Raw genomic sequence first — 12,828 nt, 5'->3', positions numbered from 1 at the left:
TGAACGAAAGGCGGCTCGATGAGCATGGATCTCTCTCGGCGTAGTGTCCTTGGCACCGGTGCGGCGGCGATCGGCGGCGTGATCGCCACCGCCGGTGCGGCGGCGGCTTCGGACGCTTCGCCGGCGTCGGCCACGACCCGGACCGTGCCGCAGGGCGACCTGGTCCTCCACAACGGGAAGATCCGTACCTTCGACGACCGCGACCGCACCGTCTCCGGAGTCGCCGTCGCGCAGGGCCGCATCGTGGGTGCCGGGCTGAGCCTCGGCCGGCTGAAGCAGCTGGTCTCCCGGGACGCGAAGGTGATCGACCTGCGCGGCCGCACCGTGATCCCGGGCATGATCGAGGCGCACGTGCACTTCGTCAGCCTGGCGATCCGGCCCGGCTACCACGTGGTGATCGAGAACGCGGGGGACATCGCCGGGATCCAGAAGTCACTCGCGGCCCGCCGCCGGGGGGTGCCGGAAGGTCAGTTCGTCACCGCGATGGGCGGCTGGCACCCGAACATGTTCGCCGAGCGCCGCCTGCCCAACCTGGCCGAGCTGGACGCCGCCGTGCCGGACCGCCCGGTGCTGCTGTTCCAGGGGTTCACCGGCCCGGCCGTGACGAACAGCGCGGGCAAGGCGGTGCTGGAGTCGGCGGAGGTGCCGTCGGTCGTCGGCGCGGACGGCTCGATCGCCTCCGGGGCGAACGCCACGGCCGCCCTGTACAACGTCCGCCTCACCCAGACCTTCGAGGACAGGAAACGCAGCACCCTCGACGCCATGGCCTACGCGGCGAGCGTCGGCATCACCAGCGTGCAGGATCATGTCGGCTTTCCCGTGGTCGGGCCGCCCGCCCCCGGCCAGTTCCTGTCCAACTTCGACCACTACCGGATGTACGACTCCTGGCTCGCCCTGCACCGGGAGGACCGTACCTTCATCCGGCTGCAGACCAACTTCCTGCACAACCAGAACGACATCGACCTGCCCGAGCTCACCCAGCGGCTGAACAACCAGTTCCAGCTCTTCGGCGACGACCTGATGATGACCGGCGGCATCGGCGAGTGGGGAGCCCCCGGTGACGGCAGCGGCCCGGTCTGGGCGAAGGCCCAGCAACTGATCGCGCAGGCGGGCTGGCGCAACACCAACCGGGCACTCAGCCTGGCCGCGCTGGAGGCCGAGATCGCCGGCTACGAGGCGGTGAACGCCCAGCACGACATCACCAAGCTGCGCTGGCGCATCGACCACGTGCCGGTGGTGACCACGGCGCTCCTCGACAGGCTCCAGGCGCTCGGCGGCGCCGTCCAGTGCGGGACGTACAGCTACGTGGCGGGCGGCGGCACCGCGGCCGGCGCGCCCTTCCGCACCATCCTGGACCACGGCATCAAGGCCGGCATCCACCTCGACGGCGTCCACATCGCGCCGCTCAACCCCTGGTACGGCGTCTACTACGCCGTCACCGGCCGCAACGCGCTGGGGAACCTGGTCAACGACGGTCAGCAGATCACCAGGGACGAGGCGGTACGGCTGTACACGCGGGAGAACGCCTGGTTCCTCAACATGGAGGACAAACTCGGCACGATCGAGAACGGCAAGCTCGGCGACCTCGTCGTCCTGGACCGCGACTACCGCACGGCCGGCGACGAGGACCTCAAGCGCATCAAGCCGATCCTCACCACGGTCGGCGGCACGATCGTGTACGACTCCGGCGACCTGACCCGCCGCCCCTAGCTCCCGCCTGTCCCGAGCCGGCCGACTCCGTCAGGTCATGATCACAAATAACCCCACATAATCTCCCTTATGGGGGTGTATGGTAATGATCTCCGGTGTTCCGGGCCCATTACCCCTACCTGAAAGCGAACGCGATGGACGCAAACCAGCAGCCGCTTCCCTCTAGCTCTAATCAGGTGCGTGTTTCGCATGACGAGCGCGAAGCGATGGTGGAGCGGCTCAACACCGCGGCGGCCGAGGGTCGAATCGACTTCGGTGAGCTGGAAGTGCGGCTGGATCTGGCGCTGAACGCCAAGACGTACGCCGACCTGGAGCGCCTTGCCGCCGATCTGCCGCAAGAGATTCCAGCAGAGCCGCTGGTTCTCAAGGGCGGCATCAACGGCGCGGCGCGGACCGGCCGCTGGCGGGTGCCTGCGCGCATCACCGTGTACGGCGGCATGGGCGGCGCCAAGCTCGACTTCACCCAGGCCGAATGCCGGTTGCGCGAGATCTCGATAGAAGCGTACGGGCAGATGGCCGGTGTGACGATCATCATCCCCGATGGGTGGGTGGCGGAGACCTCGGAGATGAATCCAGGCCTTGGCGGTTTCAAGGACAAGACCACATCCCAGCGGCTTCCCGGGACGCCACGGGTCCGCCTCTCCGGCGACGGCGGCGCCGCGGGCGTGGTCATCCGCCACCCGAACAGCTGGGAACGTCGAGTGCAGCGGCGCGCTCAGGGACGTTGAACGACCACAGCCGTGCGCTCGCCCTCGGGGAAGGTCGAGCCGTGACCGTCGAGCCGGCGCCGCACGCGGGTGACGATCTGGCGTGCCCGCCCGGCATGCACGGCTCCGTGCGGGACCTGACGAAGGCGTGGCTGCTGTCCTACAACTCCCCGAACACCCGCGACGCCTACCGGCGCGAGATCGAGCGGTGGTTCTGCTTCTGCGCCGAGATCGGCCTCGACCCGCTGCAGGCGCGGAAGTCCCACGGCGATGTCTACCAACAATGGCTGGAGCTACAGGCCGGCAGGCCGATCCCGCCCCAGACGATGAACTTGCGGATCTCGGCCGTGTCATCGTGGTACGACTACCTCTTCGGCGAAGACGTCATCGATGCCAACCGGTTCAAAGGAACCCGCCGGCCGAAGGTGAACCGGCGGCGCTCCGAGACCGCGGGCCTCACCCGCGCCGAAGCCCGTGACGTGCTGTACGCGGCCGACCACGACCACGGCCGGGAACGGCTCCGCACAGCGGCGCTCATCCGGCTGCTCATGGAGACCGGCGTCCGCGTCACCGAGGGCTTGGCCGCGCAGTTGCCCGATCTCGGGCACGAGCGCGGTCACCGCACCCTGCGGATCGTCGGCAAGGGCGACAAGCCGCAGACGCGGAAGATCCCGCCGGCGGCGGCGCACGCGATCGACGCGTACGTGACCCACCGCGCCGAGCGCGCCGGGATCACGGTGGAGGAGCTGACCGGGCCGCTGTTCGTGTCCGCCTCCGGACGGCGGCTCGACCGCAAGGACGTCTACGACCTGGTGGAGCGCATCGGCCGCCAGGCCGGGATCACCGGGCTCCATCCGCACCAGCTCCGGCGCACGTTCGCCACCCTCGCCGAAGAGGCGGGCGTCGACCCCGAAGCCCGTCGTGACCTCGCCGTGCGGCTGGACTCTCCTACGGTGGGAGGCGTCATGCTGCTCCCAGCGGTTCCCGCATCAGGTGCGGGTTCGTCACGTCAGCATCAGGAGAGCGGCGCATGACCATCGTGAAGGACATCGAGGCCCGCGGCATGCGCCACTGCGAGACGACCGCGCTGGGGGTGCTGCTGCGACATGAGGGACTCGATCTGTCCGAGCCCATGCTGTTCGGGCTGGGCTCGGGGCTGTCCTTCGTCTACTGGGACAGCAAGAGCATGGCGTTCCCCTTCCTCGGCGGCCGCGTCAAGCCCTTCGAGCTCACCAGGAACCTGACCGCCAGGCTGGGACTGACGTTGACGACCAAGGAGACCACCTCGCCACGCAAGGCGTGGGAGAACGTGGCCGCCCCCATCGACGCCGGTCGGCCGGTCGGCCTCCAGCTCGACTGCTACCACCTGGACTATTTCCACTCCAAGGTGCACTTCGGCGGTCACGTCGTCGCGATGTACGGCTACGACGAGCATGACGCCTACCTGGTGGACACCGACCAGCAGGGCGGAGCGGTGCGCGCCGGCCGGGCCGGCCTGGCCCTGGCGCGGGCCGCACGCGGACCGATGACCGCCAGGAACCGATCCTTCACCATCTCCCGGCCGGCTCACCCGCTTTCCTGGCAGGACCAGATCATCCCCGCCATCAAGGACTGCGCCGACGCCTTCCTCGCCGCCCCCATCGCGAACCTGGGCCATCGCGGCATCGAGAAGGCCGGCGAACAGGTGCCCGGATGGCTGCTACGCGCGGGGGAGCCGCAGCGGGACCTGCCGCAGGCCGCCCTCCTCATGGAGAAGGGCGGCACCGGCGGCGCCCTGTTCCGCGCCCTCTACCGCGACTTCCTCGACGAATGCACCCGGCTGATCGACGACGACAACCTCCGCGCCGGTCACCGGCTGTACGCCGAGGCCGCCGTCCTGTGGACGGACGTGTCCGCCTTGATCGCGAAGGCCGGGGAGAACGGCGACGCGGCGTACCTTGAGCAGGCCGGCGTCATCCTGCACGATCTCACGCGCATCGAGAGGGACGCCATGCAGGTGCTTCGTCAGCTGGTCAGGCGGTGAACCGCGCCACGAGCTGAGGGACCGCCTCGCCGATCGGGTCCCTGATCAGCTCGGTGGCGAAGTCGTCGTACGGGGTGGGCTCGGCGTTCACGATGACGAGCCGCGCGCCGGACCTGACCGCGAGTCCCGCCAGGGAGGCGGCGGGCTGCACCTGCAGGGAGGTGCCGATGGCGACGAAGGTGGTGGACCGCTCCGTGGCCCGGACCGCCTCGGCGACGACCTCGCCGGGCAGAGCCTCGCCGAACATGACCGTGGTCGTCTTGAGGATCCCGCCGCACACCAGGCAGGCGGGATCCGGCTCACCCCCGTCGATCCGCGCCAGCGCCTCCGCCAGGGTGGACCGGGCCTCGCAGCGCACGCACAGCACACCGGACATGTTGCCGTGCAGCTCCAGCACCCGATCAGGGCTGGAGCCGGCCTTCTGGTGCAGGCCGTCGATGTTCTGCGTGACCAGGCGGTCCAGCAGCCCGGCCCGCTCCAGCTCGACCAGGGCCAGGTGGGCGGCGTTGGGCACGGCGGTCCTGGCGGGGCTGTCACGGCGGAACTGCCAGGAGCGGCGGCGGATGTCGGGATCGGCCAGGTAGTAGTCGATGGTGACGAGCTTCTCGTGGTCCGGATCGTTCCGCCACAGGCCGGAGGGGCCTCGGAAGTCGGGAATGCCGGAGTCGGTGGAGATGCCGGCGCCGGTCATGACGGTAATCATCACCACCCATTGTCCCAACAGGCGAGGTACCGCAGAGCCGCAAACCTATGTGGTGCGGCCCGATGGGCTTTCACATTCGTACGGCGTACGCGTCGGAACGGGGTTGCCCGATCACACTTGGTGAGGCACACTGGGAACTGCCGCACCCCCGGTGGGTGTTGGAAGTGAGGCCGGGCCTCCCGATGGAATCGGGCGTCCGGCCTTTGCGCTCTCACTCAATTGATGCACACCACTCTTACGCGCTCTTCAAGGCACTCGAAACCGGCGCTCTGGCCGTCTATCCACCAAGTGGTCGCGCCGACCACGGCATCGGCCGCCCAGAGCAGTGGCTCCTGGTGTGAAGGTAGCCAGTTGACTGTGACCGCTTTCGAGAGGGTTCGGGATTTCCGCAAGGCCATGACCATCAGAAGATCCAAGTGGTCCTGGCCGGGCGTGCGACTTTCCATGACGACCTCCGCCACGCCCGTGTTCTCCAGTTCGAGGAGCAGGCGCTCAAGACAGCGTCGGCGTGCTCGCTCGGTGCGGCACGTCCTGTCGAAGATGTGCACGGCCACAACGGCGGCAAGGGGCATCCTGGCGATTGCGTCAGCGATGATTCGCTGCCTGGCAACAGGCTCGTCGCGCCAGTGCAAGCGGGGGTTCTTGCCCAGGCGCAGCGACTCCAAGGTCAGGCGGGCCTCGTCATGGCCGCTGGAGTCGATGACGATCGCCGCCATCGCGTAGATGCTGTCATCGCCGGGTCGGCGACGCATGCTCTCGTCAACATGGGCCGTAAGCATAGAGTAAATTTATAGTCACAGATTGTGCATGTGATGCTGTATTCGCCTCCGTGATAGCCGACGCCGTGGCCTGCGATCTACCCTGCGGCGGGCGCAACTGGGGTTACGCCGGGCGCCCGATCCGCGTTGAGCCAGGGGGCATGCCCTGACGTCAGGTAGGGACACCCCCCGGGTGGGAGCGGTGCTGGCGTGACTGTGTTTCTGCGGGCCGGAAGGGAGAGTCGTGGGAGACACTTTCCGATTCCTAAGGACTTCTCATGGCTCGCAGGACTGCTCACCGGTTGGTGGCCGCCGTTGTCGTCGGCGCGCTGGCGCTCGCTCCCCTGACCCCGGCGCTCGCCGCTACCGACCCCGGGTTGGGGGAGCGGCTGGGTCGGCTTACCGGGGAAGGTGGCGTGGCGGGGGCCCTGGCGCGTACCAGCGACGGCGTGACGGTGGTGTCCGGCACCGCTGAGCGGGGGACCGGGCGGCCGATGGTCGGGGCGGATGCGCGGTTCCGGGTGGGGAGCTTGAGCAAGCCGGTGATCGCCGTGACGGTGATGCGGCTGGTCGAGCGGGGCGAGATCAAGCTGGGGGCGCCTGTCGAGCGGTATCTGCCCGAGGTCCTGCGGGGGCAGGGCGCGGGGGCGGCGATCGACGGGCGGAAGATCACGGTACGGGATCTGCTGCGGCACACCAGTGGGCTGCCGGACTTCAGCGAGGCGGTCGACTGGTCGAAGTTGCCGCAGGACTATCTCAAGGTCGCGCTCGGGCTCAAGCCGACGCCCGTGGGGCGGTTCGCCTATTCCAACACCAACTACCTGGTGCTGGGCAAAATCATCCATGCGGTGACCGGGGAGGACTTCAGGCAGGTCTCCCGGGAACTGGTGATCAAGCCGTTGCGGATGCGGGACACGTACTGGCCGCGCAGGGGAGAGATGGGGATTCGCGGCGAGCACGCGCACACGTACGGGGTGAGTCCGGCGGATCCGGAGGGCGGGGTCGTCGATCTCACCCGGCTGCCGGGGTACGAGTTCGGGGCCAGTGGCGGGCTGGTGTCCACGCCGGACGATCTGAACCGGTTCTGGCGGGGTATGCCGGCCAAGACGCTGCGGGCGATGACGGCGGATGCCGTACGGGTCGGCGAGCCGGGGTGGCCGGCCAAGGCGCGCTACGGGCTGGGGGTCGCGCAGGCTCGGCTGAGCTGCGGGGAGGTCTGGATGCACGGCGGCGATGTGCCTGGTGTGTCGGTGTTGTCCGGGCGGACCCGGGCCGGGCGGGCGGCGACCGTCTACGTCACCGGGTCGGCCGCCACGCAACGGCAGCGCGAGCGACTGCTCGACACCTTCGACACGGCCATGTGCGGTTGATGACGGTGGTCGGCGTCAGCCGACCCATGATCTACCGGCACCTCGATCCCGACCTGCGGTGATCGTGGTCGGTTCCGCACGATGATGTCGTGAATCGTGAACCTGATCGGCTTCTCGCCCGACTGTTCAGGTGACGGGAGGGCGAGATGATCGATGAGCTGCTGGTGGTGCGCGCGCAGTTGGGTGAGCGCGCGGCCCTGGCCGAGCTGGTGGCCCGATGGCGCGTGCCGATATGGACATACGTGCGCCGCATGCTGGATGCCGAACGGGCCGACGACATGACCCAGGAGATCTGGCCGGCCGTGGTCCGCGGCCTGTCCCGGCTGCGGGAACCCGGCCGGTTCGTGCCCTGGCTGTTCACGATCGCCCGGCGATCGGTGACCGACCGCCTGCGCAGCGAGTACGCGCAGGAGCGGGAGATTCTCGTCCTGTTCTACCTGGAGGACCTGTCGGTGGAGGACCGCGCGCGGATCTGCCAGGTCCCCGTCGGCACGGTGAAGTCCCGGCTCGATCGCGCCCGTCGGCTGCTGCGTGAACACCTTGACGGAAAGGGACACCGGCCATGACCGAGGAGGAGCCGCGCCTGTCGGCGCGGGAGATGATCGATCGGCTGGCGCCGGCGCTGTCGCTGAGGACGCGGATCAGGGCGGTGGCGGCGCTGCTGGCCGGACTGGCCGGCACGGTGTTCACGACCGCGCTGTGGTGGTCCGAGCCGGGTCCGCTGCCTGGCCGCACGTACCTGGCGTTCGCGCTGTTCACCGTTTTCTGCCTGGCCTGGGCCGGCTACGGGGGGTGGCTGCTGACGCGCAGGGTGCCGCTGTTCGCCACCGAGCAGGTGATCGCCGCCTGGATCGCCCTGGTGGCCTCGACGGTCACCACTGCGGTCGTGGCCGTCGTCGCTGCCCAGCGCGGGACGGGCCTGGGCCTCGCGCTGGTGGTCGGGGGCCTGTTCGTCGCGGCGGCGTTGGTGCTGGCCGTGCGCGCTCACGGTCGCCGGGCGGCGCTGCTGCGTCGCATGCGCGAGCTGACCGGCGGGACGGGGGAAGCGTGAACGCGTTGGAGACCAGCGAGCTGGGCAAGCGCTACGGGCGCCGGTGGGCGCTGCGCGAGGCCACCATCGAGCTGCCCTCAGGGGCCAAGGCCGCCCTGGTCGGGCCGAACGGGGCGGGCAAGTCCACGCTGCTGAACCTGGTGACCGGGCTGCTGGCGCCCACCACGGGCGGGGTGCGCGTTCTCGGCCGGCCGCTGGAGGCGGCCGCGGTCGCGTTCGTCGCCCAGGACAAGCCGCTGTATCGGCGCTGGAGCGTGGCCGACCTGCTGCGCTTCGGCGCGGCCACCAACCCCCGCTGGGACCGCGAACCCGCCGAGTCCCTGCTGCGCGCGCACGACATCGGCCTGCGCGAACGGGTGGACCGGTTGTCCGGCGGACAGCGCACACTGGTCGCGCTCGCCCTGGCCGTCGGCAAGCGCGCCGATCTGGTGGTGCTGGACGAGCCGCTGGCCGACCTAGATCCGCTGGCCCGGGTTCAGGTGATGAGCGTGCTGCGCGCCCTGGAAGCCACCGTGCTGTTGTCCTCGCACATCCTGGCCGACCTGGCCGAGGCATGCGATCACCTGATCCTGCTCGGCGCCGGCCGGGTCCGGCTGTGCGGCAGCTTCACCGACCTGCTGAGCACCCATCCCACCGCCGATCTGGAGGACCTCGTGCTGGACTTCTTGCGCAATTCCGAGGCGGCCCGGTGACGGGGCTGGTTTGGGTGGCCTGGCGCGGGCAACGCGCCCAGGCCACCGCCATCGCCGCCCTGCTCCTGCTGTACGGGGCCGCCGTTGTGGTGGAGCGTCTGGAGCCGGAGCTGAGCGGACTCACGTTCCAGCTGGCGGGTTTCCTGGCCGGGGCGGTCTGCCTGATCTGGGGCGCACCGCTGATCGCCCGCGAATTCGAGACCGGCACCTACAAGCTCGCCTGGACCCAGAGCCTGTCCCGAGGCCGGTGGCTTGCCGTCACCCTCGCCACCGCGGCCGTCTGCGCCCTTGCCGCGACCGCGGTCCTTGCCGCGCTGCTGACCTGGGCGCTCCCGCAAGCCGAGGCGGACCCGATGGCCTGGCCGTACTACGAAAGCCACGGCCTGGTGCCGTACGGCAGGGTGCTGTTCGCGCTGACACTCGGCGTCGCACTCGGTGCGGTGACCCGGCACACCCGCATCGCCATGCCACTGTCGGTGCTGCTGGTCGGTGCGAGCCAACTCGCCGGCCGGGCCCTGCGCGGGGGACTCGACCTGCCGTTCTGGCCCATGCAAGGGACCGAGACCGCCGCCTATCTGACTCTCGCACTCGTCCTGACCTGGATCGCCTACCTGGCGATACGACGCCGGGCCTGACAGGGAGGGATCGCGATGGCACACAACCCGAAGTTCATCCGCCGCCGGTTAGGCAAGACCATCCTGGCTGGTGCCGGGCCGTACCGTCCGCTTTTAAGGTTTTGCTCTGTCGAACTGGTGAAATATCGGAAAAGGTTCAACCGATATATTGAACGATATTCTTTAAGGTATGACAACTGGCATCAAGGACATCGTTCATGCCATTGAGGTGGCCACCATCATGAGGCTCCTCCCGGCCCGGCCCCGGCTGCTCGCGCTGGGCGAGCCCACCCACGGCGAGGACACCCTGCTCGACGTTCGGAACGAGCTCTTCCGGCAGCTCGTCGAGCAGGAGGGCTACCGGGCGATCGCGATCGAGAGCGACTGCATGGCGGGCCTGGCCGTGGACGACTACGTCACCTCGGGCACGGGCACCCTTGACGAGGCCATGGAACGCGGCTTCAGCCATGGGTTCGGCGCGTCCGAGGCCAACCGCGAGCTCGTCCGCTGGATGCGCGCCTACAACGACGCCCGCCCCGCGTCCGAGCAGTTGCGCTTCGCCGGGTTCGACGGCCCCCTGGAGATCAGCGGCCCCGAGAGCCCCCGGCAGGTCCTCACCGCACTCCATGACTACCTCGCCACCTGGGGCGACGCGGACCTGCTGCCCTGCACCGCCGAAACGCTCGACCGGCTGCTCGGCGCCGACGACCGGTGGACCGACCCTGCCACGATGATGGACCCGTCCGCGTCCGTGGGGCAGTCGGCCGAGGCCAGGGAGCTGCGGCTGCTCGCCGACGACCTGGTGGCGTTGCTCGACGCGCAGACGCCGCACCTGATCGCGGCGTCCTCGCGGGAGGGCTTCGACCGGGCGAGCCTGTACGGGCGCACCGCCACCGGCCTGCTGCGCTACCACTTCTGGATGGCCGACCCGTCACCGAGCCGGTTGACGCGCCTGCTGGGCGTACGGGATTCGATGATGGCCCGCAACCTCCTCGCCGTCGCCGAACGGGGCCCGGCGCTGGTCTTCGCCCACAACAGCCATCTCCAGCGGGCGAAGAGCTCGATGCGGATGGGCGGCCTGCCGCTGGAGTGGTGGAGCGCCGGCGCGATCGTGAGCGCCCATCTGGGCGAGGAGTACGCCTTCCTGGCCATGGCGCTCGGCACCATCCGGCACCAGGGAGTGGACACCCCGCCCCCGGACACTCTCGAAGGGCTCCTGTACGCCCTCCCCGAGGACCGCTACCTCGTCGACGCCCACCGGCTGGCCACCGACCTGGTCGGCGCACTGCCGGCTCCCCGCGTGTCCCCCTGGTTCGGCTACGCCTCGCTGGACCCGGCCCACCTGGCCGGGATCGACGGGGTCGTCTGGGTCAAGGACTCCCCGCGAGGCTAGGCCCCCTCAGCGATCACTGGCCCGGGCGCCTTGGCCCCTCGCTCTCCACCTAGCCGACATATACCGTCATATGCGCCCGTACACCCCGGCTCAGTTAAGGCGGTTGACCTTGCTCGACTACGACCGTGAGGCCGCACGCTACGACGCGACGCGAGGCGGGGACGCCCGCGCCGAGGCGGCGGCGGAGGCGGTGGAGAGGCTGCTACCCGAGGGGGCGCGGGTCGTCGTGGACGTGGCGTGCGGTACGGGGATCGTCACCGCCCGGCTGCGGCGGCCGGGGCGGCGGGTGGCCGGCGTGGACCGGTCGGCCGGGATGGCGGGGGTGGCGGCGTCCCGGCTGCCGGGCGCGGTGGTGCGCGGCGACGCGGCCCGGCTGCCTCTCGCGGACGGGTCGGCGGACGCGGTCACCATCATCTGGTTGCTCCACCTGCTGGACCTGGCCGGCTCCGCCGCCGTGCTCGCACAGGCGGCACGGGCGCTGCGGCCGGGCGGGGCGCTCCTGACCACCGTCGACAAGAGCGCCGCCGCCTATCGCACCGGCGACGATGTCGCCGCGCTGGTCGGCCCGGCGGGTGACGCGCACACTCCGCCGCCGAGCGACGCGCTCGACCGGGTGCTGGAGGTGGGTTCGGGGCTGGGGCTCAGGATGGCGGGTCGTACGACGTTCGCCGGGCTCGGGCAGGGCCGCAGTCCTCGCGGATGGCGTGAGGTGATCCCGGAGAGCTCATGGGGCCGCCGGATGGACGCCGCTGCTCTCGCCGAGCTCGGCAGCCGACTGGGCGACCTGCCCGACCAGGACCGGCCACGCCCTGACCCCGTCTACACCTTGGTCGCGCTGGTGAAGCAGGGCTGAGACGTGGCACAGCCGTCAGGTGTTCGGGCGCGACGCCGCATCGCGCCGCCTGTCGATCAAGCCTTGAGTGGCCAGATGCGATCAGAATTTCGTGGTCTTATCAACACGGGCCACTTTCCTGATTTCGTCCTCTGTGACCCCGCGTACGCGCCTCAGGTCCGCGCCGATCAGGTTCGCGTCGGTCAGGTTGGCGCCGGTCAGATTCGCCCCGGTCAGGTCCGCGCCGTTCAGGTCCGCGCTGCCCAGGTCCGCGTTGAACAGGTTCACGCCGCGAAGGTTCGCGCGGTCCAGGAACGCGCCATGAAGGAGGCTACGGGACAGGTCGAGTGCACTCACATCTCGGGTGCCGTTTCGACGGCCGATGACGGTCAATGCGGCTTGCGTGTCAGCGGCGGGGTCGAAGGACGATTGCACTCCTTCTTCAACGGGTTTCCGGTCGCGCTCGCGAACGAACGCGGCCAGCACGTCGTAAACGGTTTGATGATCGCGCGGGGAATCTTGCGCGAGCCGTTCCAGGGCGTAGATGCCGCCCAGACGGATGTTCGTTTTCGTGGCGCCGAGTTGTTCCACGGCCTTGGTGTACCGGTCGGCGATCTGCCCCTGCTCAGCGGTCCGCTGGGCCTGCCGGGAGGCGTCGAGGGACTGCGCCGTGTACCACAAGCCCTGCGCCGTGAAGACGACACCGCCGATGACGACCAGCCCCGTCGCGGCCTGGATCAGGGTGTGGCGGGCGGCGTTGACGGCCTCTACGCGTTCTGTGGCGGTCATCTGCTGACGCTCGGCCTGGGTGAGCGGGTGGCGTTCGCCTGCGAGGCGGCGTGAGGCCGGCCCGATGAGGACGGCGATGCCGAGGCCGACGGCCCCGGCCAGGGCGGTACCGGCCAGGGTCCAGCGTCCCCAGTCCGGGATGCTCTCGTCGGTCGCCGCGACGGCGGCCACGACGATCCCCACCAG

Annotated in this window: 14 protein-coding genes; 11 read left to right on the top strand and 3 right to left on the bottom strand. The window is 69.8% G+C overall.

What is annotated here, in order from left to right; all coding sequences use genetic code 11:
* The first annotated feature begins 18 nt into the window (after nucleotides 1-18).
* From ACIBQX_RS30895 to ACIBQX_RS30880, 4 genes are all read left to right on the top strand, one after another.
* On the top strand, nucleotides 19-1,710 hold the full coding sequence (locus tag ACIBQX_RS30895) for an amidohydrolase (RefSeq protein WP_397010625.1): 1,692 nt from the start codon (nucleotides 19-21) through the stop codon (nucleotides 1,708-1,710).
* 95 nt (nucleotides 1,711-1,805) lie between these two features.
* Nucleotides 1,806-2,438, top strand: coding sequence for a DUF1707 domain-containing protein (locus ACIBQX_RS30890; RefSeq protein WP_397010623.1), 633 nt, complete (start codon nucleotides 1,806-1,808; stop codon nucleotides 2,436-2,438).
* A 41-nt stretch (nucleotides 2,439-2,479) separates the two neighbouring features.
* Entirely contained in the window at nucleotides 2,480-3,451 is a 972-nt protein-coding gene (locus ACIBQX_RS30885) for a tyrosine-type recombinase/integrase (RefSeq protein ID WP_397010621.1), read from the top strand.
* Complete coding sequence (locus ACIBQX_RS30880; protein WP_397010619.1) at nucleotides 3,448-4,440, top strand: BtrH N-terminal domain-containing protein; 993 nt, start codon at nucleotides 3,448-3,450, stop codon at nucleotides 4,438-4,440. Before ACIBQX_RS30885 ends, ACIBQX_RS30880 begins: the two co-directional genes overlap by 4 nt.
* Here ACIBQX_RS30880 and ACIBQX_RS30875 read toward each other — a convergent pair.
* Nucleotides 4,430-5,131 (bottom strand): SIR2 family NAD-dependent protein deacylase, encoded by a 702-nt coding sequence (locus tag ACIBQX_RS30875; protein WP_397010617.1) that lies wholly within the window; start codon nucleotides 5,129-5,131, stop codon nucleotides 4,430-4,432. The two genes, ACIBQX_RS30880 and ACIBQX_RS30875, sit on opposite strands and share 11 nt — an antisense overlap.
* A 227-nt stretch (nucleotides 5,132-5,358) precedes the next feature.
* Nucleotides 5,359-5,859 carry a hypothetical protein gene (locus ACIBQX_RS30870; protein ID WP_397010615.1) on the bottom strand — a complete coding sequence of 167 codons (501 nt, stop codon included), beginning with the start codon at nucleotides 5,857-5,859 and terminating at the stop codon, nucleotides 5,359-5,361.
* A 320-nt stretch (nucleotides 5,860-6,179) separates the two neighbouring features.
* Here ACIBQX_RS30870 and ACIBQX_RS30865 point away from each other — a divergent pair, with 320 nt between their 5' ends.
* From ACIBQX_RS30865 to ACIBQX_RS30835, 7 genes are all read left to right on the top strand, one after another.
* On the top strand, nucleotides 6,180-7,271 hold the full coding sequence (locus ACIBQX_RS30865; RefSeq protein WP_397010613.1) for a serine hydrolase domain-containing protein: 1,092 nt from the start codon (nucleotides 6,180-6,182) through the stop codon (nucleotides 7,269-7,271).
* 146 nt (nucleotides 7,272-7,417) lie between these two features.
* Complete coding sequence (locus tag ACIBQX_RS30860) at nucleotides 7,418-7,837, top strand: RNA polymerase sigma factor (RefSeq protein WP_397010611.1); 420 nt, start codon at nucleotides 7,418-7,420, stop codon at nucleotides 7,835-7,837.
* The gene (locus ACIBQX_RS30855; RefSeq protein ID WP_397010609.1) at nucleotides 7,834-8,322 is read left to right on the top strand and encodes a hypothetical protein; all 489 of its coding nucleotides are present in this window, start codon (nucleotides 7,834-7,836) and stop codon (nucleotides 8,320-8,322) included. The genes ACIBQX_RS30860 and ACIBQX_RS30855 overlap by 4 nt, the downstream gene beginning before the upstream one ends.
* Nucleotides 8,319-9,014, top strand: coding sequence for an ABC transporter ATP-binding protein (locus tag ACIBQX_RS30850; protein WP_397010607.1), 696 nt, complete (start codon nucleotides 8,319-8,321; stop codon nucleotides 9,012-9,014). Before ACIBQX_RS30855 ends, ACIBQX_RS30850 begins: the two co-directional genes overlap by 4 nt.
* The gene (locus tag ACIBQX_RS30845; RefSeq protein WP_397010605.1) at nucleotides 9,011-9,649 is read left to right on the top strand and encodes an ABC transporter permease subunit; all 639 of its coding nucleotides are present in this window, start codon (nucleotides 9,011-9,013) and stop codon (nucleotides 9,647-9,649) included. Before ACIBQX_RS30850 ends, ACIBQX_RS30845 begins: the two co-directional genes overlap by 4 nt.
* A 169-nt stretch (nucleotides 9,650-9,818) precedes the next feature.
* Complete coding sequence (locus ACIBQX_RS30840) at nucleotides 9,819-11,021, top strand: erythromycin esterase family protein (protein ID WP_397010603.1); 1,203 nt, start codon at nucleotides 9,819-9,821, stop codon at nucleotides 11,019-11,021.
* Between the two features lie 109 nt (nucleotides 11,022-11,130).
* Nucleotides 11,131-11,874, top strand: a complete 744-nt coding sequence (locus ACIBQX_RS30835) for a class I SAM-dependent methyltransferase (protein ID WP_397010601.1) — start codon at nucleotides 11,131-11,133, stop codon at nucleotides 11,872-11,874.
* An 81-nt stretch (nucleotides 11,875-11,955) separates the two neighbouring features.
* On the opposite strand, the gene ACIBQX_RS30830 is transcribed toward ACIBQX_RS30835, so the two are convergent.
* Complete coding sequence (locus tag ACIBQX_RS30830; protein ID WP_397010599.1) at nucleotides 11,956-12,813, bottom strand: pentapeptide repeat-containing protein; 858 nt, start codon at nucleotides 12,811-12,813, stop codon at nucleotides 11,956-11,958.
* Between the last annotated feature and the right edge of the window lie 15 nt (nucleotides 12,814-12,828).

The organism is Nonomuraea sp. NPDC049714 (assembly GCF_044465295.1).
Lineage (GTDB): Bacteria > Actinomycetota > Actinomycetes > Streptosporangiales > Streptosporangiaceae > Nonomuraea.
This window is presented reverse-complemented; position numbering and strand designations above follow the sequence as displayed.